The sequence below is a fragment of the Streptomyces sp. NPDC002690 genome (assembly GCF_053592415.1).
Window position 1 is genome coordinate 1 of record NZ_JBSFVR010000107.1, and the last position, 21,430, is coordinate 21,430.

General features: G+C 69.2%; 17 protein-coding genes and 2 pseudogenes. 10 read left to right on the plus strand and 9 right to left on the minus strand.

The window, feature by feature from the left end; translation table 11 throughout:
- From ACWD3D_RS15920 to ACWD3D_RS15930, 3 genes are all read left to right on the plus strand, one after another.
- Positions 1–1,133, plus strand: a 1,133-nt coding sequence (locus ACWD3D_RS15920) for a dihydrolipoamide acetyltransferase family protein (protein WP_451461450.1), incomplete at its 5' end; no start/stop codon positions are given.
- 72 nt (positions 1,134–1,205) lie between these two features.
- On the plus strand, positions 1,206–2,417 hold the full coding sequence (locus ACWD3D_RS15925; protein WP_451461451.1) for an aminotransferase class I/II-fold pyridoxal phosphate-dependent enzyme: 1,212 nt from the start codon (positions 1,206–1,208) through the stop codon (positions 2,415–2,417).
- 71 nt (positions 2,418–2,488) lie between these two features.
- The gene (locus ACWD3D_RS15930) at positions 2,489–3,649 is read left to right on the plus strand and encodes an acyl-CoA dehydrogenase family protein (protein ID WP_451461452.1); all 1,161 of its coding nucleotides are present in this window, start codon (positions 2,489–2,491) and stop codon (positions 3,647–3,649) included.
- Between the two features lie 509 nt (positions 3,650–4,158).
- Here ACWD3D_RS15930 and ACWD3D_RS15935 read toward each other — a convergent pair.
- Both ACWD3D_RS15935 and ACWD3D_RS15940 read right to left on the minus strand, forming a co-directional pair.
- The gene (locus ACWD3D_RS15935) at positions 4,159–4,797 is read right to left on the minus strand and encodes a hypothetical protein (RefSeq protein WP_451461453.1); all 639 of its coding nucleotides are present in this window, start codon (positions 4,795–4,797) and stop codon (positions 4,159–4,161) included.
- Positions 4,798–4,932: 135 nt separating this feature from the next.
- Positions 4,933–5,181, minus strand: coding sequence for a hypothetical protein (locus ACWD3D_RS15940; protein WP_451461454.1), 249 nt, complete (start codon positions 5,179–5,181; stop codon positions 4,933–4,935).
- A 568-nt stretch (positions 5,182–5,749) separates the two neighbouring features.
- On the opposite strand from ACWD3D_RS15940, the gene ACWD3D_RS15945 reads away from it, so the two are divergent.
- The 3 genes and pseudogenes from ACWD3D_RS15945 (at position 5,750) to ACWD3D_RS15955 (ending at position 6,901) form a co-directional block, all read left to right on the plus strand.
- Positions 5,750–6,019, plus strand: a complete 270-nt coding sequence (locus tag ACWD3D_RS15945) for a hypothetical protein (protein WP_451461455.1) — start codon at positions 5,750–5,752, stop codon at positions 6,017–6,019.
- A gap of 37 nt (positions 6,020–6,056) precedes the next feature.
- Positions 6,057–6,308, plus strand: a pseudogene (locus ACWD3D_RS15950) (transposase); the annotation flags it as partial.
- Positions 6,221–6,901, plus strand: a complete 681-nt coding sequence (locus ACWD3D_RS15955; protein WP_451461456.1) for an IS5 family transposase — start codon at positions 6,221–6,223, stop codon at positions 6,899–6,901. The pseudogene ACWD3D_RS15950 and the gene ACWD3D_RS15955, both read left to right, overlap by 88 nt.
- A gap of 176 nt (positions 6,902–7,077) precedes the next feature.
- Here ACWD3D_RS15955 and ACWD3D_RS15960 read toward each other — a convergent pair whose 3' ends face one another.
- The 3 genes and pseudogenes from ACWD3D_RS15960 to ACWD3D_RS15970 form a co-directional block, all read right to left on the minus strand.
- On the minus strand, positions 7,078–7,344 hold the full coding sequence (locus ACWD3D_RS15960; protein WP_451461457.1) for a Wadjet anti-phage system protein JetD domain-containing protein: 267 nt from the start codon (positions 7,342–7,344) through the stop codon (positions 7,078–7,080).
- A 68-nt stretch (positions 7,345–7,412) separates the two neighbouring features.
- Positions 7,413–9,290 carry a chitobiase/beta-hexosaminidase C-terminal domain-containing protein gene (locus ACWD3D_RS15965; RefSeq protein WP_451461465.1) on the minus strand — a complete coding sequence of 626 codons (1,878 nt, stop codon included), beginning with the start codon at positions 9,288–9,290 and terminating at the stop codon, positions 7,413–7,415.
- A gap of 108 nt (positions 9,291–9,398) precedes the next feature.
- Positions 9,399–9,767: pseudogene (locus tag ACWD3D_RS15970) on the minus strand (hypothetical protein); the annotation flags it as partial.
- Positions 9,768–10,973: 1,206 nt separating this feature from the next.
- On the opposite strand from ACWD3D_RS15970, the gene ACWD3D_RS15975 reads away from it, so the two are divergent.
- Positions 10,974–13,985: a LuxR C-terminal-related transcriptional regulator gene (locus ACWD3D_RS15975; protein ID WP_451461458.1), complete on the plus strand. Its 3,012-nt coding sequence runs from the start codon at positions 10,974–10,976 to the stop codon at positions 13,983–13,985.
- A 71-nt stretch (positions 13,986–14,056) separates the two neighbouring features.
- On the opposite strand, the gene ddaH is transcribed toward ACWD3D_RS15975, so the two are convergent.
- The 3 genes from ddaH to ACWD3D_RS15990 all read right to left on the minus strand — a co-directional run bounded on the left by ddaH (position 14,057) and on the right by ACWD3D_RS15990 (position 16,443).
- Positions 14,057–14,896 (minus strand): dimethylargininase, encoded by an 840-nt coding sequence (ddaH, locus tag ACWD3D_RS15980; RefSeq protein ID WP_451461459.1) that lies wholly within the window; start codon positions 14,894–14,896, stop codon positions 14,057–14,059.
- Between the two features lie 223 nt (positions 14,897–15,119).
- Positions 15,120–15,344 carry an MbtH family protein gene (locus ACWD3D_RS15985; protein ID WP_451461460.1) on the minus strand — a complete coding sequence of 75 codons (225 nt, stop codon included), beginning with the start codon at positions 15,342–15,344 and terminating at the stop codon, positions 15,120–15,122.
- A gap of 157 nt (positions 15,345–15,501) precedes the next feature.
- Positions 15,502–16,443 carry a ParB/RepB/Spo0J family partition protein gene (locus ACWD3D_RS15990; protein ID WP_451461461.1) on the minus strand — a complete coding sequence of 314 codons (942 nt, stop codon included), beginning with the start codon at positions 16,441–16,443 and terminating at the stop codon, positions 15,502–15,504.
- Between the two features lie 665 nt (positions 16,444–17,108).
- Between ACWD3D_RS15990 and ACWD3D_RS15995 the strand changes: the two genes are divergently transcribed.
- Positions 17,109–18,149 carry an ATP-binding cassette domain-containing protein gene (locus ACWD3D_RS15995; RefSeq protein WP_451461462.1) on the plus strand — a complete coding sequence of 347 codons (1,041 nt, stop codon included), beginning with the start codon at positions 17,109–17,111 and terminating at the stop codon, positions 18,147–18,149.
- Positions 18,149–18,919, plus strand: coding sequence for an ABC transporter permease (locus ACWD3D_RS16000; RefSeq protein ID WP_451461463.1), 771 nt, complete (start codon positions 18,149–18,151; stop codon positions 18,917–18,919). Before ACWD3D_RS15995 ends, ACWD3D_RS16000 begins: the two co-directional genes overlap by 1 nt.
- A 792-nt stretch (positions 18,920–19,711) precedes the next feature.
- Here ACWD3D_RS16000 and ACWD3D_RS16005 read toward each other — a convergent pair.
- Complete coding sequence (locus ACWD3D_RS16005; RefSeq protein ID WP_451461464.1) at positions 19,712–20,473, minus strand: LuxR C-terminal-related transcriptional regulator; 762 nt, start codon at positions 20,471–20,473, stop codon at positions 19,712–19,714.
- Between the two features lie 746 nt (positions 20,474–21,219).
- On the opposite strand from ACWD3D_RS16005, the gene ACWD3D_RS16010 reads away from it, so the two are divergent.
- Positions 21,220–21,430 (plus strand): hypothetical protein (locus ACWD3D_RS16010; RefSeq protein WP_451461466.1); only part of this gene is annotated, 211 nt, incomplete at its 3' end.

The following is a 21,430-nucleotide window of genomic DNA, read 5'->3' on the forward strand; positions in this document are numbered from 1 at the left end:
CCCTGCTGGTGGGCACACCGCTGATCTTCATCGACAGCGGGGCGCCCGCGGGGACCGGCAGGGGACCGGGCGTCGCCGAGGACCCGAGCGCGGCCACGAGCGCCGGGCCGGACACGGCCGCCGGCGCGGTCATCGCCGAGCGCACCGGCGCCGATTCGGGACCGGTGCTCGTCGGATACGGCACGAGCGCGGCCACGGACACCGGGCGGCGCGCGGTCCGCAGACGCTCCGCTCCCCGCCGTTCGCCGACCACCGTGCAGACCGACACCGGGCGCCCCCGAGCCAAGCCACCCGTACGGCATCTCGCCCGCAGGCTCGGGGTGGACCTGGCCGTGCTGGGCGCCGGCTCGGGTCCGGATGGCACCATCACCCGCACGGACGTCCACGCGGCGGCGGCTTCCCTCACCACGCGCACTGCCGGGGACGGTGGCAGCGAACCCGGGACCCGTTCGATCCCCGTGCGCGGCATCCGCGCACGCACGGCAGCACACATGGAGCGTGCACGCCGGGAGATCCCGGACGCCCACTGCTCCCTCACCGTCGACTTCTCCCGCCTGCTCGCTCTGCGCGACAGGCTGCGGCGGGACGCCGAGAGCGCCGCCACGCCCTTCGCCCTGCTGCTGCGGCTCCTGACGCTCACGCTGCGCGACCATCCGCGACTCAACGCCACGTACGTCCAGGACGGTCCCGTGGTTCGTACCTACGACGCGGTGCACCTGGGCATCGGCACGACCACACCGCGCGGCCTAGTCGTGCCCGTGGTGCGCGACGCCCAGGACCTGTCGACCGTGCGGCTCGCCCAGGAACTGGCGCGGCTGGCGGACGGGGCTCGCGTGGGCACGCTCACCCCCCGCGAACTCACCGGATCCACCTTCACCGTCTCCAACTTCGGCGCACTCGGCCTGGACGAGGGGGTGCCGGTCGTCAACCACCCCGAGGCGGCGATCCTCGGCGTGGGGGCCATCCGTCCCCGCCCCCACGTCGTGGACGCCGACCGGCTCGTCGTACGGCCCACTGCGAAGCTCACCTGCGCGTTCGATCACCGGGTGTGTGACGGCGCCGAGGCCGCGGCCTTCCTCACCTCACTGGGCGCACTCGTGGAGGACCCCGACACCATCCTGTTGCGGCTGTGAGCGAGCACCCCCGCATCCCCTCCCTGTCTAAGCCTCCTGGCTCCCTGTACCCGAGGGAAGGACACCACCTCAGTGCCGTCGATACAGCCCCTGCCGTCCACGCGCCCGCCGCGCCTGCTCAGGGCCGATCGCATCCAGAACTTCGGCCCGTCCGTCTTTACCGAGACCCGCGAGCTCGCCGAGCGGTACGGTGCGATCGATCTGGGTCAGGGGACACCCGGGCTGAGCTCCCCCCGCGTCCTCCTGGACGACGCCATGGCGGCCATCGCCGAAGGGCACAACCAGTACCCGCCCGCAGCGGGCCTGGCCGAGCTGCGGAGGGCGATAGCGAACAGCCGGTTGCGTCGCTCCGGAATCCATTACGACGCCGACCACGAGGTCGTCGTCACCGCCGGAGCGACCGAGGCCGTCACAGCGGCCCTGCTGGCATTGTGCAATCCCGGGGACGAGGTCCTCACGCTTGACCCCTGCTACGACGCCTACGAAGCCGCCGCCTCGCTGGCGGGCGCCCGGCTCGTCGCCGTCCCGCTGGCAACGGAGGGCGACCGGTTCTGCCTGGACGAGGCCGCGCTGCGGGCGGCGGTCACCCCGCGCACCCGGTTGCTGCTGCTCAACTCACCCCATAACCCCACAGGCAAGGTCTTCGCCGCTGCAGAACTGGCCGCCATGTCCCGGGTGTGCCTGGAACACGAACTGACCGCCGTCACGGACGAGGTCTACGAACACCTCGTGTACGACGGGGCAGAGCACCACTCGCTCGCCTCGGTTCCCGGCATGCGGGAGCGCACCCTGGTGGTCTCGTCCGCAGGCAAGACGTTCAACGTCACCGGCTGGAAGGTCGGCTGGGCCTGCGGACCGGACAGGTTGGTGGAAGCCGTCCTCTCCGTCAAGCAGTTCCTCACCTTCGCCTCCGGCACGCCGTTCCAGCTCGCCGTGGCGCGCATGCTCGGCGACGAGGAGGCGTGGACGACGGCCCTACGTGGCACGCTGCAACGCCACAGGGACCTGCTGCGCGCCGGTCTCGAACAGGCCGGACTGCGCTCCTATCGCGGCGAAGGTGGGTACTTCCTCCAGGTTGACGTACGGGGAGCCGGCTATGTGGACGGGACACGGTTCTGCCGCGACCTTCCCGCGCGCGCGGGGGTAACGGCCATTCCCTGCTCCGCATTCCGACACAACCCGCAGAACCCGCACACCGACCATCTCGTGCGCTTCTCCTTCTGCAAGCCTGCGGACGTGGTGCGCGAGGCCACCTCACGATTGACCGGTAAGTGGCAGGCCTGACCCGCCGAGCGGACTGACCCAACTGGCTCTTCTTGTGTACGAACCCTCTCACCTAAGGACCGCCGGAGACCATGGACCATCGCCTCACCGTCGAGCACGATGAACTGCGCCGCACCGTAGCCGAGTTCGCCCATGACGTAGTGGCCCCGAAGATCGGGGATCTGTACGAGCGCCACGAGTTTCCGTACGAGATCGTGCGGGAAATGGGGCAGATGGGGCTGTTCGGGCTGCCCTTCCCGGAGGAGTACGGAGGGATGGGCGGGGACTACCTGGCCCTGGGGATCGCGTTGGAGGAGCTGGCGCGGGTGGACTCCTCGGTGGCGATCACGCTGGAAGCGGGTGTCTCGCTGGGTGCGATGCCGGTGTTCCGTTTCGGGACGGAGGAGCAGAAGCGGCAGTGGCTGCCGAAGTTGTGTGCGGGGGAAATGCTGGGGGCGTTTGGGCTGACGGAGCCAGAGTGCGGTTCGGATGCGGGCGGGACGCGGACGAATGCGGTGCGGGACGAGGCGACGGGTGAGTGGGTGATCAACGGGTCGAAGTGCTTCATCACCAACTCGGGTACGGACATCACGGGCTTGGTGACGGTGACGGCGGCGACGGGTCGCAAGCCGGACGGGCGACCGCTGATCTCGTCGATCATCGTGCCTTCGGGGACGCCGGGCTTCACGGTGGCGGCGCCGTATTCAAAGGTGGGCTGGAACGCGTCGGACACACGTGGGCTGTCGTTCTCGGACGTGCGGGTGCCGGGTGGGAATCTGCTGGGTGAGGAGGGGCGTGGGTACGCGCAGTTCCTGCGGATCCTGGACGAGGGGCGGGTGGCGATCGCGGCGCTGGCGACGGGGTTGGCGCAGGGGTGTGTGGACGAATCGGTGAAGTACGCGCGTGAACGTCGCGCATTCGGGCGCCCGATCGGCGATTACCAGGCCATCCAGTTCAAGCTGGCGGACATGGAGATGCGGGCCCACATGGCGCGGGTGGGTTGGCGGGATGCGGCGTCGCGGTTGGTGCGGGGGGAGTCGTTCAAAAAGGAGGCGGCGGTGGCGAAGCTGTACTCCTCAACGGTGGCGGTGGACAACGCGCGTGAGGCGACGCAGATCCATGGCGGGTACGGGTTCATGAACGAGTACCCGGTGGCGCGGATGTGGCGGGACTCCAAGATTCTGGAGATCGGCGAGGGCACGAGCGAGGTGCAGCGCATGCTGATCGCGAGGGAACTGGGCCTCCCGGCCTGAGAGTTCTCGCAGGCCGGGAGACAAGGTCACCACAACGCCTTCCTGCACCTCGGCGACGTACTGGGCGAGACGGGTGGACGAATTCAGTCCAGACGTGATCCAGCCCGCCGAATGCTTCATCCGGTGATCGTTTCCGGTCACAGCACGGCGCCCATCACGGGCAGTGCCGCGTCGACGCCCCAGCCCGTCGGCCAGTCGGAGAGCTCGATCCCGACGGTGCCGACGCGGAGCAGGTTTACGTGGGGTCGTCCGCTCGACGTCGTGGTGGGCGCTTGCGCATGCCCCGGTCGAAGCCGATCAGTCGGCTGCCCATGCTCCAACGGCGCGGACGATGGGCCCACTGATCCCTCCGCTCGAGGAGTGCTTGATCCCTCGGGACATGTGGGCGCGCATCAGTCACTCCGAATACGTCACGAGTCCTTCGACCGCGCCAAGCCGCACACGGTCACGGGCGAGCGGGCGCAGTTCGGCCTTGCCGAAATCACGCTCACGGGACCGCAGCTCGTCAATCACCTCGACCAACTGGAAACGGACATCGGCGGCGACTGGACGGCGAGCCCTGATGACGAACCGATGGCGCGGTGCATGCATGTCACGATCGCGCCGGTGGTGGTGGAGGGTTCGATCTTCCACTGCTGCACGCGGGTGCCGTTGCAGGTGTACGACTGGACCGCGCCTCCGGAGAGGACGCCGCTGCCCAGGTCCAGGCAGGTGCCGGTGGTGCCGGTGGTGCCGGTGGTGCCGGTGGTGCCGAGGGGCACGGCGGTGGCGCCCTCGGAACCGAGACCCGTGGTGGACATCACCTTGTTGTCCCATGCCCAGGTGATGTCCTGGGTGTCTCCGCTGTACTCGCGCTCGGTGGTGTTGCCGGCCGCGTCCACTCCGAAGGTGGCCTTGGCGTCCAGGCTCGCGGAGTCCGAGGTGATGCTGGACAGGACGTGCGGCTGGGTGGGCGAGTAGTTGTACGTGTGGGTGGCGTCGGCCGTGACCGCGGTGCCGGCTACTCCGTGCTCGACCTCGGTCTTGCGGTTACCGAGCTGGTCGTAGCTGTAGGTCCGCCAGTAGCCGTCGCCGGTGGCCGTGGCGGCAGAGGCGGGGGTCGAGCAGGAGGTGGCCTCCTGCGTCCACTCGTCGGTCAACTCGCCCAACGCGTCGCGGATCTAGCAGACGCGGTCGGCGGTGACCGCCGAGGATTTGGATGTGTCCGCGGTCGGCGAGGTGGGGATGGTGTCGGTCACCGAGCTTCAAGCTCTTGGTGATCACGAGTATCTGGAGAGGTCCGGTCACGCCCCCGAGACATCCAGGGCCCCGGTAAAGTCGTTTGTAGACCTGTGACGTGGGATTTTCAAGGCGAGCCCAGGGCCGAAGGCGAGCAACCGGTGGTGCACCGCCGCGCTGATCCACGACCCGGATGACGTGATCGCCGAGGTGTTCACCCGGGCCGACATCGGCCCTGGATCGTCCTCGTCGATGGTGGCCGCCACCGGCTCGACCTCATCGAGGCCGAGGCACGGCGCCGCGACGATCCACATCCTGATCGACTTCGTTCATGTCGCCGAGTACGTCTGGAGGGCGGCCCACGTCTTCCATTCGGTCGGGAGCGAGGCGGCGGAGACCTTCGCCGCCGAGAAACTCACCGCGATCCCGCACAGACACAGCCCGCGTCACCGACGAGATGACCGACAGGGCGGCAGAGGAACAACTCACCGGCGCGAAGCAGGACAGCATCCCGCGAGCACCAGCGCGCCTACCCCGACCAGCACGCGCACGGCGTTGACCTCGGCACAGGCTTGGATGGCGTCCCAATCCGGTTAGTCTGGGGTTGACTTAACGGATGTTGGTGGACACGAACACGAGCAACACCAACCGCAGCGTCCGTCTGAGCTTCCTCGGCCAGTGAGCCGCTCCGGTGTGACTGCAGAGGGATCATCCGGCCGTACCGACCGACTAGGCCGTTTCCTTCGGATCACGGAGAATCAGCCTGAGTGTTGTGAGGTGTGCGTCCGTGAGGGGGCAGGGATGGGGCTGGTCATCGAACTTCGTCGGGGGATCTCTGCGTCCCGAACAGGCCGGAAGCCCGGGCCCCGGAAGCCAGTCGGGATGCTGGAGCGGTTGGTCGATGACAACGATGAGTTCTGGACGGCCGTCGAACGGCTCGGCCAACGACGACTTCCGAGTCTGGCCCGCGTCGATCCCTACGGAGACACCACGCTGCGCGGCGAGGCGGTCGATCAGTTGGTGCGAGAACTGGAAGGCTCCGACCTCGCTCATCTGCGGGGTGGCGAGCACGATCTCGTGGCGGCGCTGCTGGTCTGGGGCCGCCGGTGCCGTTCCGACCGAGACCTGTGGATCACGTTCTCGGGTGACTAGACCGTCGCTTTCAGATCATCGGATCGTTGGTCGATGAGTGTCGTTGACCGATGCCCAGTGGGCACGCATCAAGCCGTTGCTGCCGGACCGGACACCTCGGCGGGGTGGGCGGTGGCGTGATCACCGTCAGGTGATCGACGCGATCGCGTTCAAGTACCGCACGGGCACCCCGTGGATGGACCTGCCCGAGCACTTCGGATCATGGAAGGGCGCCCACAATCGGTTGCGGAAGTGGGCGACCGACGGTACCTGGAAGAAGGTCTTCACCGCACTGCTCGCCCAGGCCGACGCCGAAGGCGACCTCGACTGGGTCGTAGCGGTCGACTCCACGATCGTTCGCGCTCACCAGCACGCCGCCGGGGCCCGTCAAAAGGGGGCCCGGCCGGCGAGCCGGCCGATCATGCCCTCGGGCGTTCCCGCGGCGGACTGACCACGAAGGTCCACCTCGCCGCAGACAGCCACTGCCGCCCGCTGGGGTTCGTGCTCACGCCAGGGCAAGCCGGAGACGCGCCCGTCTTTGAGCAGGTCATGGACCAGATCCGGGTGCCGCGCCCGATCGGCAGGCCCCGCACGACACCTGCGACAGTGCTGGCTGACAAGGCGTATTCGTCCCGGGCAATCCGCAGACATCTGCGGCAGCGAGGGATCCGAACGGTGATCCCGCAGCCCGCAGATCAGGTCGCGAACCGCAAGCGTCGGGGCCGCCTCGGCGGCCGCCCGCCAGCCTTCGACCGCGAGGTCTACAAGCAGCGGAACACAGTCGAACGCTGCATCAACAAGCTCAAGCAGTGGCGCGGTCTGGCCACCAGATATGACAAGACCGCCACCATCTACCTCGCCGGACTTCACCTCGCCGCCATCTTCATCTGGTCCGCAAGATGATCCGAAGGAAACGGCCTAGCCCCAGTGGGCGCCAGGTGAGCGTGTCACATCTGGTGGCAGGTTCTTCGTCTGCCGGTGGTACACCCCTGCCATGGCTACTGACCTGCGGCGGCGTAGAGACGACGCGGAAGCGTCGTCCGGAGCGAGGCACGCGGCAAGGGAACCGCCCCTGCGGATCAGGTGGTACCTCGGCACCAGCGATCGTAGGGGCCGGCTCGGTACAGCTCGGCGTTCATGCCGACGGGAGTGACGTGGCGGTCGATGCGTTCGGTGAGGGTGTGGATGATCCGGATACCGTGGACGTCCAGATCCTGCCAGGCGGCAACGGGCAGGGGGGTGGTTGACGATCTCGGGGATCGATCCTGCAGACCTGTTGGAGGGCGTCCTCGTTCTCGACGAGGACGATGGCGTCGGCGGCGTCGCAGTCCTCGGCGGCGCCGCATACTGCGAACGCCGGAGCCCCTCGCAACCGCGAGGAGCCCCGGCCCGCTTTTCACGTCAGGTCATTGCCTCATGGGTAGGCGACCACATTGCTGGGAGTGGTGTCCGAGGCGGTCACCGCCCCCACGTCGTTGATGACGTGGGTGATGGTGCCCACGCCGCCGAGTGAGACCGTCAGAGCGTTGTGGAACTTCACGCCGGGAGTGTTGGGCACTTCGAAGGCGTGGTAGCTGTTCACCGCGGGGTTGACGTTGAAGTAGCAGTAGCTGCCGAGTCCCCACGCCTCGTGGGTGGTGACGCCCGCGCCCACCTTGTAAGCGGCGTATCCGTTGACCCCTGCCGCGCTCATCCACGCGCCCTGATTGGGCACGTCGTACGGCATCTCGTTCTGGAAGAAGATCGTCTTGCCGTTCTGGCCGTTCCAGACGACTTCGTGCTTCTGGTAGTGCTCGACGAAGAGGCCGGTCGCCAGAACGCTGCTGCCGTTGACGATCACGCCGGTGTCCGCCGTGTTGGTCGTCCAGCCGAAGGTTCCTGCCGTGCCGTGGTCCGCCCGCCAGGCCCAGATGTGGTCGATGATCACGTTGTTGCTGTTGACGATCAGGCTGGTCGTCGCCTTGCCGGCGATCTGGCCACCGATCCGGAAGAACACGTCCTGGATGGTCGTCGGGTTGCCCGCGTGGCTCGCGGACGATCCGGACGGGCCGACGGTCAGCAGCGCCGCCGAGTTGGTGGTTCCGGCGTCGATCAGCAGGCCCTTGAGCCGGACTCCGTCCACGTCGGCGACCTGGATCGCGTTGACGCCGTTGTCAGGGACGAAGGTCGGGTAGCCGATGCCGAGGACGACCGTGTTGGCCCGGGTGATGTTCAGCGTCTGGTTCAGGTGGTAGACGCCCGGCGTGACGAACAGGTTGCAGCCCTGAGAAAGGGCGTTGTTGATGGTCGCGGCAGTGTCGCCGGCCTTGACCACGTAGAACTGGCTCATCGGCTGGGAGGTGCCGGGAGTGCTGCCGTTCGCCCAGCTCGCCCCGGATGCGTCAGTACGCAGCGACGGAAGGAACACCCGGTATTTTCCTGCGCTGTCGACGTACAGATACGGCACGTCACGGGAGACCGGGGTGGTGGCCAAGGTGGTCTCGGGCGGGTTGGGGAAGGTGTTCGCGGGAGCACCGGCGGTGCCGGAGAAGACCATGTTCCACACGCCGCCGGCCCAGCTGCCCACGTTACTGTCCCGGGTGTACCACTGCTGCTGCGAGATGGACGCCGCCTGGCCGCTGACTTTGGTATCGGCGATGTAGCCGCCGCTCGCCCAGCCGTAACTGGCCGGGTAGAGCTGCAGGTCACCACGGACGTCGATCCGGCGGAACGGGGCCGCCTGGGCCACGGCCCAACGGTTCCCGCCCACCGGATTGATGGCCAGATTCTCGGCCGAGCGCCAGAAGTTCTGCGTCGCGTTGCCCGCGTCGGAGGCGTTGAAGGCGTCCACGGTGACGTGCCCGTTGATCGTCACGTCGCCCGGATTCTGCCCGAGACCCGCCACCGAGGTGTAGTAGCCGACATTGTCGTCGACGGCGTACGTGCCCGGCTTGAAGAGCTGTGCCACCCGGTTCTCGCTGAACTGCGCGGAGGCGGTGTCCTTCATCTGGGCGAACTGCGCGTCGAGCTGCGCCTGAATGGTGGCGCTGGACATGCTCGGGTCGTAGATGTGCACGTTCGGGCCGAAGTTCGGCGTGTCCGACTGGGTGGGGCAGCTCGCCGATGCGCCGATCGTGTAAGTCGCACTGGCGACGGCGGAGTCGGCGAGTCCGGACTTGATGGCGATGGCCTTGATGGTGGCAGTGGCCGTGACGCTGATCGGCGCGCTGTACAGAGTGGACGCCGCGGTGGGGGTGGAGCCGTCACGCGTGTAGCGGATGCTGGCGCCCGCGGTCGCGTCGGCGAGCGTCACGCTCTGGGCCGATGCGTAGGTGCCCGCTGCGGGAGTGAAGGTGGGTGTGGCAACAGTGCCGGTTCCACCACCGCCCTGGGTGTACGTGAAGTGGGCTGTGTCGTACTGCGGCCCGCTCTTCTCGTAGGTGAACCAGTACTCCAGGACCGTTCCGTTGGCGAGTGAGCCGACGGTCTGAGTCCACGTGCCCGCGTTGTTGGTCATACGGACGTTCTGCTGGTTGGCGCTGTTGACCAGGTAGTGCACATCGACGTAGACCGCGGACGTGGTCGGTGTGAACGAGATCTGAGCTTGCGTGGAACTCAGTTGAGTGACGCTCTGGGTGTAGTCAGGCGCGGCTGCCGAGGCGGGAGCGGCGCTCTGATCGAGGCCGAGCAGTCCGACGAGCGCGAGCAGGAGCGCACTCAGCAGAGCGATGACGCGGCGCTTCGGACCTGGCAGGGGTCTCATGCGGCCGGGCGGGACGGTAGTGCGCATGGGGGGAGTCCTTTCACCTGGTTTCGTGAAGTGAACACCGGTCAACGCGGAGGGCAGGGTGCAGACGGTCTCGACACTGTGCGGGCATCGCCTTGCCAACTCTGCAGACCTTTGAATGAACCTCTTGAGAACGCTCTCAATCTACGGATGAGCGAGGTGCTGGGTCCGTCAAGGCAGTGTTGAGTGACAACGGTGAACCGTCAAGAAGATGCACAAGCTTCAAGGCTTGAACGCTTACTGGGTGTCAAGTCGCATCTGGGTTCGGCCCAAGAGAGGTGAGCTCGCGAGTTGTCACACCTGGCCTCAGGGATCGACTTCCCAGGATTCGGGTCCTGGGCGGAAGGCGCTCCTTCAGGCTGACGTGATGCAGCCGTGTGCGCGGGGTGCCGTGGCGTACGGCGCGGTTCGGGTGGGGAACGGTCGGCGCGGGCAGAACTGTCCCGCATGGCATGAAGCCGGACGGTGACGAGCGTTGCTTGCGGCAGGGCGACGAGCCGACAGCGTGAGGAGAGGGCCTCGTGGCCGACTTCTGCGCGCTGAACCCGCTTGAGCCGCAGTGTGCCACCGCACGGTGTTGACGATGGGCGGGGCTCGGTGCGTGGTGACATCCGGATTCTCCGTACCGTGCATGCGCGAACGGAGGGAACCTCACACGGTACGACCCCACCTCTGATCGAACGTCCTTCGATGGAGGCGGACTCGTCGTGCCCGGTACCGCCCGACAGCTCGGGTGGTCGGGCGGAGTGTCGTTGGGGATGGTCAGGGCGTCGTCGCGGTGACCGCGAAGACCAACCGGTCCAAGGGGCACTCAATCCCTAGCTGGACCTGGGCGCCTCACCTTTCCACGTACAGCGCACGGTCGCCGTCCGGGAGGCTGTCGACCCGGCTCTTCCTGCTGAGGTTGGTCCGGGCTGACGGCGGGCACACCGGGCTCCTGGTCGGTTTCGCCGCGAAGGTGCCCGCGTCCCGCACTCACGGTCGTCGGACGGAGTCCGGTGCGGGAGCGCCTGACGCGCCGCGTCCTGAACATCGCCGACTCCGCGGTCGGGTGCGGAAGTTGTCGGCCGTCAAGTCCTCTGGCAGGGTCGTGCAAGGCTTGTCCCGCATTGCGTCGCGCACCCACCAGGAACTGCGGGACGACCTTGGCCCGCCGGGTGACGAGAGATCGGGGACCTGCCTGGGGGAGCGGAACTCGGGGGTCGGGTGATGACGAGGCTGGAACCGGAGGAGGCGCTGGCCTTCCTTCGTGAGCAGGCGGTGTGGGGCCGAGCCGGGGCGGGACGCCTGATCCTGGTGAGCGGCGGCGTTGCGAGCGGGAAGACCTGGCTGCTCGACGAGTTCGTCGACTACTGCGTCCGGCAGGGCGTGCGGACGCTGAGCGCGGTAGGCGCGGCCGACGAGCAGGGATTCGCCGGGGGCGTGCTGAAGCAGTTGCTGGTCGGCGTGGAGTGCTCGCCCGGTGAGCAGGGCGCGCCGGACGGCGATGACCCCGTGTTGGCCCACCACGGACTTGGCAGGATCAGGAGCTCCGGCGGCCCCGACGGGGACGCGCTGCGGTCCTGGGCGGCGAGGATCGAGCGGCTGGCTCGCGAGGAGCCGCTGGCCCTGGTCGTCGACGACGTGCACCTCGCGGACGACGCGTCGCTGCTGGTGCTGCGCCGAATCCAACGCCGCCTGCGGACCGCACCATTGACGATGGTGCTCGGCTTTCGGGACGCCGGTGCCGCCGGCGACCGGGGCCGGCAGTTCACCTGGGGTGCGCACCTGGGGATCCGGCTCGCCCCCTGGTCCGAGGAGCGCATGCGCGAGATCCTCGGCGACCGGGTGTTCGGCGGTGCGTCCTTACTCGCGCGTCAACTCAGTTGCGGCATCCCCATGCTGACCGCGGCGCTCGCCGAGGACTCGATCGCCGACGAGGCGGACGAAGCCGGTGCGGACGGCGGCACGGAGTACGTCGAGGCGCTCGGGCGCTACCTGGACCGCTGGGATCCGCCGCTGCGGGAGGCCGCCGGACGGCTCGCCGCCTTCGGGGAGCCGTTTCCCGCGCGGGCCGAGCAGGGAACCGGTGGGCCGGTCGGGGTCGTGGCCGCCGAATCACTGGACCGGTCAGGACTGCTGGCCGACGGCTGGTTCCGCCACCCGGGGATCGCCGAGGCCGTACTCCGCGGCCTGACACCCGAAGCCCGCGCCGCGGCGCACCTGCGGGCCGCTGAGCTCAAGACGCGGCTGGTCGCCGAGCCGCGCGAGGTGGCCGCCCATCTGCTCGCCGCCGGCTCGCCCGGACCCGACTGGGCACCGTCCGTGCTGCGGCGGGCGGCCGAGCAGGCGATGGACCAGGCCACCGGGCAGGCCCATCTCGCGCCCGAGACCGCCGTGCCGGAGGCCGACTTCGCCCGCCAGTGCCTCGAACTCGCCGTCGAGTCGGCCGGCTCGGACGCGGAGCGGCGCACGATCCTGGCCGACCTGGCCCGCCGCGCCTGGCGCAGCAGCCCGTCGGCCGGCCAGGGCTACCTCGACGTGCTCACGGACCTGATGTCCGACGGCCTCGAACAGTCGCCGGAGCAGGCGGCGGTGTTCGCGCGTGCGGCGTTGTGGTGGGGCGAGGAGGCCGTCCACCGGGGAAGCCTGCCGTTCGGCTACGACGTGCTGGGCGCGGGGGCGTTGGGCCCCGGCAAGTCCGGCTCGGGTGCGGCCGGCGAGGGTGGGGCCGGCTCGGGTGCGGTCGGCGAGGGTGGGGCCGGTTCCTGGGCCGGCGGGCCGGCTGATGTGCGGGCTGGTTCGCCGCCGGACTTTCAGGCCGAGGCGCTGTGCCGGTTGGCGCACCGTTGGTGGTTCGGACCGGTGGACGCAGTGCCGCTGGTCTCGGCCGGGGCCGCCGATCCGTGGCTGTCCGCGGCCGATGACCTGTCGCGGATCTGGTCCGAGCCCGGCGGTGACGCCTCGGTCGCGGCCGCCGAGCGGCTGCTGGACAGCTGCCGACTGTCCGACGGCACCCTCGAAGCGCTGATGACTGCGGTGCTCGCGCTCGTACTGGGCGGCCGGGCCGAGGACGCCGAGGATTGGTGGCGCACCCTCAAGGCCGATGCCGACAGCCGCGGAGCGGTCGTCTGGCAGGCGGTGCTCACCGGCATGTGGTCCTCGGCGGTGCTGCGCGGCGGTGACGCGACGTACGCGGCCGCCCTCGCCCGGCACGCGCTCAGCCTGCTGCCCGACCGGGACTGGGGGGCGGCGGTCGCCGACCCGCTGGCCACGCTGCTGGCGGCGCGGACGGCGGCGGGGGAGTACGAGCGGGCCGCGGAGGTCGTGGCCCGCGGAATCCCGGACGGCCTGGAGCACACCGTCGGCGGCATTCGCTTCCTCCGGTCCCGCGGGCGCTACCACCTGGCGACCGGCCGCCCGCTGGCCGCAGTCGGCGACTTCACCCGGATCGGCAGGATCCTCGGCGCCCGCGGCACCGACCTGCCGGGCCTGGCCCCGTGGCGGGCCGACCTGGCGGAGGCGCACCTGGCCCTCGGGGACGCGTGTGCCGCCCGCGACCTGGCCACCGAGCAGCTCGCGCGGGCCGTCGACACCGACCTCCACACGCGCGCTCTGGCCCTGCGGGTGCTGGCGGTGGCCGGACCGCCGGAGGAACTGCACCGGAGCCTGCGGGAGCCGGCCGAGCTGTTCGCCGCGCGCGGTGACCGGGCCGAGACGCTGCGGACGGTGCGGATGCTGGACCGGATGCCGTGGCAGGACGGGACCGGGCCCGGCGGGAGGAGCGGGGTGTTGACCGCCATCGCCTCCGTGGACCGTGGCCTTCGCGGACCGCGTGGCCTGGTCGGCGTGGCCGGACGGCGTGACCAGGGCGGCCGTCTGCCGGAACCGGCCGATCCGGCGGATCCGGCCGGGCCGCCCGACCGGCCGGGCCCGCTCTCGCTGGTCCCCGCGGAACGGCCGACGAGCCACCGGGTCGCCGCTCGGATCACGACGCCCGTCCGGGCCGTGGCCGGGGGACCGGAGTCCACCGTCAGGACCGAGCCGGAGGCCGGCGGGGCGGAGACGCTCAGCGAGGCAGAGCGGAGGGTCGCGGGGCTCGCGGTCCAGGGCCTGACGAACCAGGAGATCAGCGGCGTCCTGGCCGTCACGGTGAGCACCGTCGAGCAGCACCTCACCCGGGTCTACCGCAAGCTCGGGGTCCGGGGGCGGGCCGATCTCGCCGCCGGGCTCGGGAACTGAGCAGCAAGAACCAGGAGTGAACGGCGAGGCCGGACCGCGTCACGCGGTCCGGCCTCGTTCTCTCCCCGCAGTCAGCGCGCGTTGCCGGGCTGGACGCCGTGCAGTTCCAGGGTGCAGCACTTGGCGCCGCCGCCGGCCTTGAGCAGCTCAGTGGTGTCGACGCTGATCGGCTCGAAGCCGCGCTCACGCAGCTGCGCGGCGAGCCGGGTGGCCGCGGTGGGCAGGATGACGTGCTTGCCGTCGCTGACCGCGTTGAGGGCGAACAGGCAGGCCTCGTCTTCGGTCGCGGCGATGGCGTCGGGGTATCGCTCGGTCAGCAGGTCGATGCTCTCGGGGGCGAAGGCCTGGGGCAGATACATGACCTCGTGCTCGTCCAGGACGGCGATCGCGGTGTCCAGGTGGTAGAAGCGCGGGTCGACCAGGGTCAGCCCCAGCACCTTCTTGCCGAAGAACTCCTGGACCTCGTCGCGGGCTTCGGCGTCGCTGCGGAAGCCACTGCCGGCCAGGATCACGTCGCCGGTGGTGAGGAAGTCGCCCTCGCCCTCGTTGAGGACCGTTGCCTGGCGGACCTCGGTGTAGCCATGGGAGCGGAACCAGTCCAGGTAGGCCGGAGATTCGCCCTGTCGTTCGACGTGGCGGAAGCTGGCGACCAGGGCGCGGCCGTCGGCGACGATCGCGCCGTTGGCGGCGAAGACCATGTCGGGCAGGCCCGGGAGCGGGTCGATCAGGTCGACGTCGTGCCCGAGGTCGGTGAGCACGCCGTGCAGCCGCTGCCACTGCGCCAGGGCGACCTCGGCCCCGGTCGGCAGGCCGGGGTCCATCCACGGGTTGATGGAGTAGCGGACGTCGAAGTGGGTGGGCGCGCACAGCAGGTAGTGCCGGCGCCGTGCGGTTCGCGAAAGAACTGGCACTTGTGGTGCTTCTTTCTGGCCGGAGGGCGAAGAGGGGTGGGTGCTCCCGGGCGCCCGGCGCGGGTGCGCGGACGCACCGGGATGTCGTGGCGGATCAGTGCGTTGCGTGGGGAACTGTGCTGCCGGGTGACGGTGTGGAGGTACGGCGAGGGCCTGGTTCGCGACGGCTGGGTGTGGCACGAACCAGGCCTGGTGTCGGTGGTGGTGCCGGGAAGCCCGGCCGTCAGAGGGCCGCGTCGGCCGCCATGGCGTCGCGCAGGCTCTTGGGCCGCATGTCGCTCCACTCGCGCTCGACGTACTCCAGGCACTCGGCCCGGCCGTCCTCGCCGAACACGACCCGCCAGCCGTCGGGGATCTCGGCGAATGCGGGCCACAGCGAGTGCTGCTCCTCGCCGTTGACCAGGACGAAGAAGCGGCCGGACTCGTCGTCGAAGGGGTTCACGCTCATAGTGCTCTCCGGATCAGGTCACGAAGGTGCTCGGATGGTGCTCGGAAAGTGCTCGGATCGTGCGCGCGAAGTGGTGCGGCGCTGGTGCATCGATGCTGCGGCGCCGTTGCGAGGGTGCCGCAACGGCGGTGTGACGGTACCGGGTCGGTACCTCTGGTCAGGAGACCAGTCGGATTCGCCGGTCGAGGGCGACCGCGAAGCTCTGCCAGTCGTCGGCGCGCCGCCGCGCCATTTCGGCGACGGCCGGTGCGCAGTGGCTCGGCACCGAGTCGACGACGGAGATCCATTCGTTCTCGTCGACACCCAGCGCTTCCAGCCAGCGCAGCAGCGTACGACCGGATTGCGACATCCGCAGCGAGGGGTCGGTGCGCAGCTGGCTCAACTCGACCGCAGGGGCCCGCCGGGCGGGGGCCGGACGCACCGGGCGCTCGGCGATCTCGGTGCGCTCGCGCTGCTTGGGCGGAACCGGGTTCTCGCCTCGCAGCAGCCGGTTGCGGACGTCCTTGGCGGTGGTCGCCGAGATGTCCGCCAGCCGGGCCACCTCGCGCGTGGTGGCGTTCGGGTTCTGCCGGAACAACTCGCTCGCGAGCAGCCGGCCTTCGCGGGTGTTGAGCGGGTGGCTCTCGTTGTCGCGGCCGACCCGGTTGGCCAGCTGCGGCAGGTTGTCACCCTCCCGGCGGCGGATCGCGCCGACCGTCTTGTCGGAGATCCCGACGAGGGCGGCGATCGAGCGGTCGGACCATTCCGGGTGGTAGTGCATGATGCGGAGTGCCGCGTTCTTGCGGTCGGCCAACGTCAGCGGCAGGCCGTGCGAACAGTTGAGCTTCACCGACATGACGAACGCGTCGCGCTCGTCCCCGTCGAAGTACCGCACCGCGATGGCGGTGGCACCACGGCGCTGTGCGGCCTGTAGCCGGTGCATTCCGTCGATCACCCGCAGGGTGGTCCGGTGCACCAGGATCGGCGGTAGCTCGGCGTCGGTCTCCGACAGCATCTGGATGTGCTCGTCGACCTCGGTGAGCCGAGGCGAGTTCGCCGGGAGGAGTGCCGCGATCGACACCATCGCGGTGTCGTCCTCCTGCGGTGCCGGAGCGTCCACGAGTCTTACTGCCTCGTTGGAACCGCTTCTCGGCGATGAACTGGCGTACGTAGCTCCCATTTCGTGGCCCCCGTTCGAATGGAGCGGCCCGTCACGGTCCCCGTACGCCGTGCTCTTGGCCGTCGCCGAGTTAACAGGGACGGGCTGTCGTTCCGCGAGGGGAGACAACCAGGGAAGGACGAGATGAGCGGTGAGTCGTAGACCGCGATGCGACTTTGGTCGTATTGCGCCGGTCGCCCCGCCGCACCACGACTCCGCCGGAGATCCGCTCCGGATCCAGTATCCGGGCCCTCTGGCAATGAACTGGGCGACCGAAGATATGACTTGACGCATTGTCAGTAGGTCGGGGGTGAGGACCGCCATGCTCGTCCACTCCTTACCCGGGTGACGTTCGGGCAAACACGAATCGCACGGCCCCGAATCGCCCCCTGGCCGACGTCCTGTCGACGTCAGGTCGGTCGCGGAAGTTCCGCAGGCGCCCGGCACGGGTGGTCGGGATCGGACCTGTCCGTCGTTGCCGCTTTCCGGCAGGCCCTTTACGGTGTGCCCGGGCCATGCCGGAGGGCGGTGCGGTGAGGTCGGCCCCCTTGGCTGCGGTCCGTGGCGTTCCGCCCGCGCGGGTCAGGTGACTCTGGTTGTCCGTCGATGACGAAGACGAGGACTGCATGACAAGCGCGCCCGCAGGCAATGCGATAGAGGTGACCGGACTCTGCAAGGCCTTCGGCCCGCAGAAGGTGCTCGACGACATCGGGTTCGAGGTCCCGGCCGGCACCGTGTTCTCTCTGCTGGGGCCGAACGGCGCCGGCAAGACCACGACCGTTCAGATCCTCACCACCCTGATCCCGGCCGACGCCGGACAGATCCGGATCGCCGGGTTCGACCCGGTCAAGCAGGCGAACTCGGTTCGCGCCGCGATCGGCGTGACCGGTCAGTTCTCGGCGGTCGACAAGCTGCTCACCGGCCGGGAGAACCTGCAGCTGATGGCGGACCTGGCGCACCTGGGCAAGCAGGAGGGCCGGGCCCGGACCTCCGAGCTGCTCGAACGCTTCGACCTGGTCGACGCCGCGGGCAAGCCCGCCTCGACCTACTCCGGAGGCATGAAGCGCCGCCTGGACCTGGCGATGAGCCTGATGGGGCACCCGACGGTCATCTTCCTCGACGAGCCCACCACTGGCCTCGACCCGCGCAGCCGTCGCACGATGTGGCAGATCGTCAAGGAACTGGTCGACGAGGGCACCACGATCTTCCTGACCACGCAGATGCTCGACGAGGCCGACCACATCGCCGACGAGATCGCCCTGCTGGACGGCGGCAAGCTGGTCGCCTCCGGCTCCCCGGCGGACCTCAAGAAGCTGGTGCCGGGCGGCTACGTGACGCTGTCCTTCGCCGATCCGCGCAGTCTGGACGCCGCCCTGGGGATTCTCGGCGACCTCAAGTGCGACCGCGAGCAGCTGAGCGTGGACGTTCCGAACGACGGCGGTCTGGCGGCCCTCAAGGGCCTGCTGGACCGGTTCGAGGGCACTTCGGTCGAGGTCGACAACCTCGCCATCCACTCTCCGGACCTCGACGACGTCTTCTTCGCCCTCACCGGCCGCGGTACGGAGCGGTCCGGCGAGCAGACCGACACGAAGGCCACCGAGAAGGCAGAAGAGCCGGCGGAGCCGAAGTCCGACGAGCAGGCCGAGACCAAGAAGGCGACGATCTGATGAGCACCCCCAGCTACGCGGTGTCCGACTCCGTCACCATGGTCCGCCGGGTGCTCACGCACACCCGGCGCAACCCGTCGACGCTGCTGATGGCGGTGACGCTGCCGCTCATCCTGCTGTGCCTGATGAACTACGCGTTCGGCGGCTCGCTGGACGTCGGCGCCGGCAGTTACGTCGACTACCTGATCCCCGGCATCATCCTGATGGGCGCCTCGTACTCGACCAGCGCCACCGCGGTGGCGGTGGCCACCGACATGGGTGAGGGCGTGATCGACCGGTTCCGCACCCTGCCGATCAGCCGCGGCTCGGTACTGACCGGGCACGTGGTGGGCAACGTCATCCGCACCGGCATCGGCGTGCTGGCGGTGGTCGTGGTGGGGATGGCGATGGGCTTCCGCGCCCACGGCAGCGCGATCCGGTGGCTGGCCGCGGCCGGTGTGGTGGTGCTGACGCTGATCGCGGTGTCCTGGCTGGCGACCGGGATCGGGCTGTCCGCGAACGGGACCTCCTCGGCGGCGAGCTACGCCTCGCTGGTCACCCTGCTGCCGTTCCTCTCCGGGGCGTTCGCCCCGATCGACACCATGCCGGGCTGGCTGAAGTGGTTCTCCGCGAACGAGCCGATGACGCACATCATCGACGCGCTGCGTGCCCTGCTCCTGGACCAGCCGGTGGGCGACCACCTGTGGCTGGCGTCGGCCTGGTGCGTCGGGATCGCGCTGGTGAGCTACGTGTGGGCGAAGACGACGTTCGGCAAGAAGACCGTCCGGTAGGTCCCGGAGTCCCGGAGATCTCCGGTTCTACCGGCGGGCCGCACCGGGGCGGCCGGTTCCTGTGCGGCGACTGCAGGTGCTGTGCCGGTTGATCCAACGGAGCTCTTGGCGCGACTGGTCGGTGATGCCGTCCCCATGGTGTACGCCTTGGGGGATCTGCCCTGGAGGGAGGCGTGGAAGCTGTCGCGGGCCGCGTCGTCCGCCGACGGACGTGGCCCGGCGATCGACCGGCCGGCCCACGGCCGAAGCCAGGGCGGTCGCCCAGCAGCGGCTCTCTCCCTCACCGAGAGGTCCTCTCCCGCACCGATGGGGAGACGGGGGATGTCGCCCGAACACCTCAGGTCCGGTGCGGCGGCGGAGAAGTCCCGATCGAGCACGTCGGGCGGGGCGTCGGTCGGCTCGGGTGCCGGGCGGCTCGGAGACCGGGCCGACAGCCTTTACGCGGACGGACATTCGACGCTCGCGCGCTCACGGTCACCCGGGCGACCCGCTTCTCGTTCACCTTCACGCCGCCGCGTGCACCGCCGTGGTGACGCGCGGGGAGCCGTGGGTCCGGTCGGACTCGGCACGGACCGCCCGGACCTTCTCCGTGAGGCGGTTGTCGGATGGTCCGCGCCCGGCTCGGTGCCGCGGGAGGCTCCACGTGCAGGAGCCGGTGCGGGCGACGCCGAGATCCGGCGCAACCGCTCGACCGAACCGCCCTGCCCTCGGACTGTAAGGCGTGGGATGCGGTCTTCGGGGCCGTCGCGGGACGTCCGACCTGCGCGAGTAGGCCTTCGTCACCATGAACGGTCACCCTCTTCCGGCTCCCATCAGAGCCGGATCATGGGTGTCCACCGCTTTGGGAGAGGTCCCGTGGTGGGCGGCCTGCCAGTCGTAGTGTTCCAGCAGACCCAGCGCCTTGCCCCGGTTGACGGCTTCGAGGCGGGAGCGGACCGTCAGTTTGGCGAAGACGTTGGTCAGGTGCCGTTTCACGGTTGCCTCACTCACGAACAGCTTGGTGGCGATCTGCGAGTTCGTCATGGCGACACTGACCAGCCGGAGAATCTCCAACTCCCGGCCGGTCAGGTCCGCTTGGCACAGTCCACCGCCGCAGCCCGGAGGGATGACCGCGGTCCTCGGCATCCTCAACGCGAACATCCGGCTGTCGCTAACGACTTGGCGCAGTTCGGAGCACAGTTCCCGGCTTCCGATGTTCTTCGTCAGGTAAGCCGCGGCGCCGGCGTTGGCCAGATTGAGGATCAGCGCGTTGTCGGCCATTCCCGACAGCACCACGACCCGGGTGTCCGGAGTGGCGCCGAGGATCTGCCGGATGGTGGCCACCGGGCTGATGGAAGCACGGTGCACGTCCATCACGATGACGTCGGGCCGGCAGTGAGCCGCCAGGTCGACCGCTTCGTCGGGTACGCCCTCCGCCACGACCCGAAAATCGTCCTCGGCCGACAGGATGCTGCGCAAGCCGTCCCGGAAAAGTCGGTGGGCATCGACCAGGGCGACCCGGATGGCTTCATTCCGGTTGTGTGCAATTTCTTCGCCGCTCAGGTCGCCGGTCATGCGGCGTGCACCAGAATTCGTATATCCCGAAATGCAGGGTTCACGTCCAATGCGATGTACGGGAGTGAACGGCTCGGATCGGGGTAATGCCTTCGAGCGTCGTTCCGGTGGTGCGGTCCCCGTTCATCGGCGCTGATTCGGCGTTGCCCAACCATTCATTACCCCACTTTCCGGGCACTGTTCGGCCTGTGCCCGCTTTCGATTCGCTCCTCGTACGGGTGTCGCCTGGTTGAGGCGTTGCCCGGCGTACTTGGTGTGCTGTCGACCTCATGTGGTGCCGTCGGGGATCGTATCGCGTCGTCCTGGGGCCGGGGCGAGGTCTTGAGAGCATCGTCAAGTGCCACTCGTGGAGCCGGTTTTCGCGCTGTCGCCGGTGTTGTTCGGGTGCAAGCCGGTTAGTGGTGGTCGCGGCCGGGTGCGGACCATCCGCAGCCACCCGCATGAATTGACCAAATCTTTAGTAGTTTTTGCCATGCGCTATCCCCGTGTGGTCGCGCCGGGACCGACGTTTGGTGGACAGCTGCCTCAGTCCGTTGCTAAACGTTGTCCGCGCACTGAGTCGCGGGAATTCCTTCGACGGCGAGCGCCGCGCACTCCCTACCCGTTTCCGCTCTCGGACGGCCTCGGAGCCATCCGGGGTACCTGGCGTGTGCCGCGTCCCAGGAGCCGGACGGAGCGGGGCAATGCGACTGAATTGCGGAGTGATGTGGCGATGAAGCGGTGCAACCAGGACGGGAGCAGTTGTCGTGACCTCATCTTCTGAAGACGAGAGCCTGCCGCCGCGACAGCTGGCGTACTGGCGGGCCGAACTGACCGGGCTTCGGCAGCCGATGGAGCTGCCGGCGGACCACCCGCGGCCGGTCGAGAAGGCGGGCGATCTGCGCGACTCCGTGCTCAAGATCCTCAATGTGCTGCCCCGTTCGCACCCCTTCACCACCGTGCGGGCGGCCGAGCTGA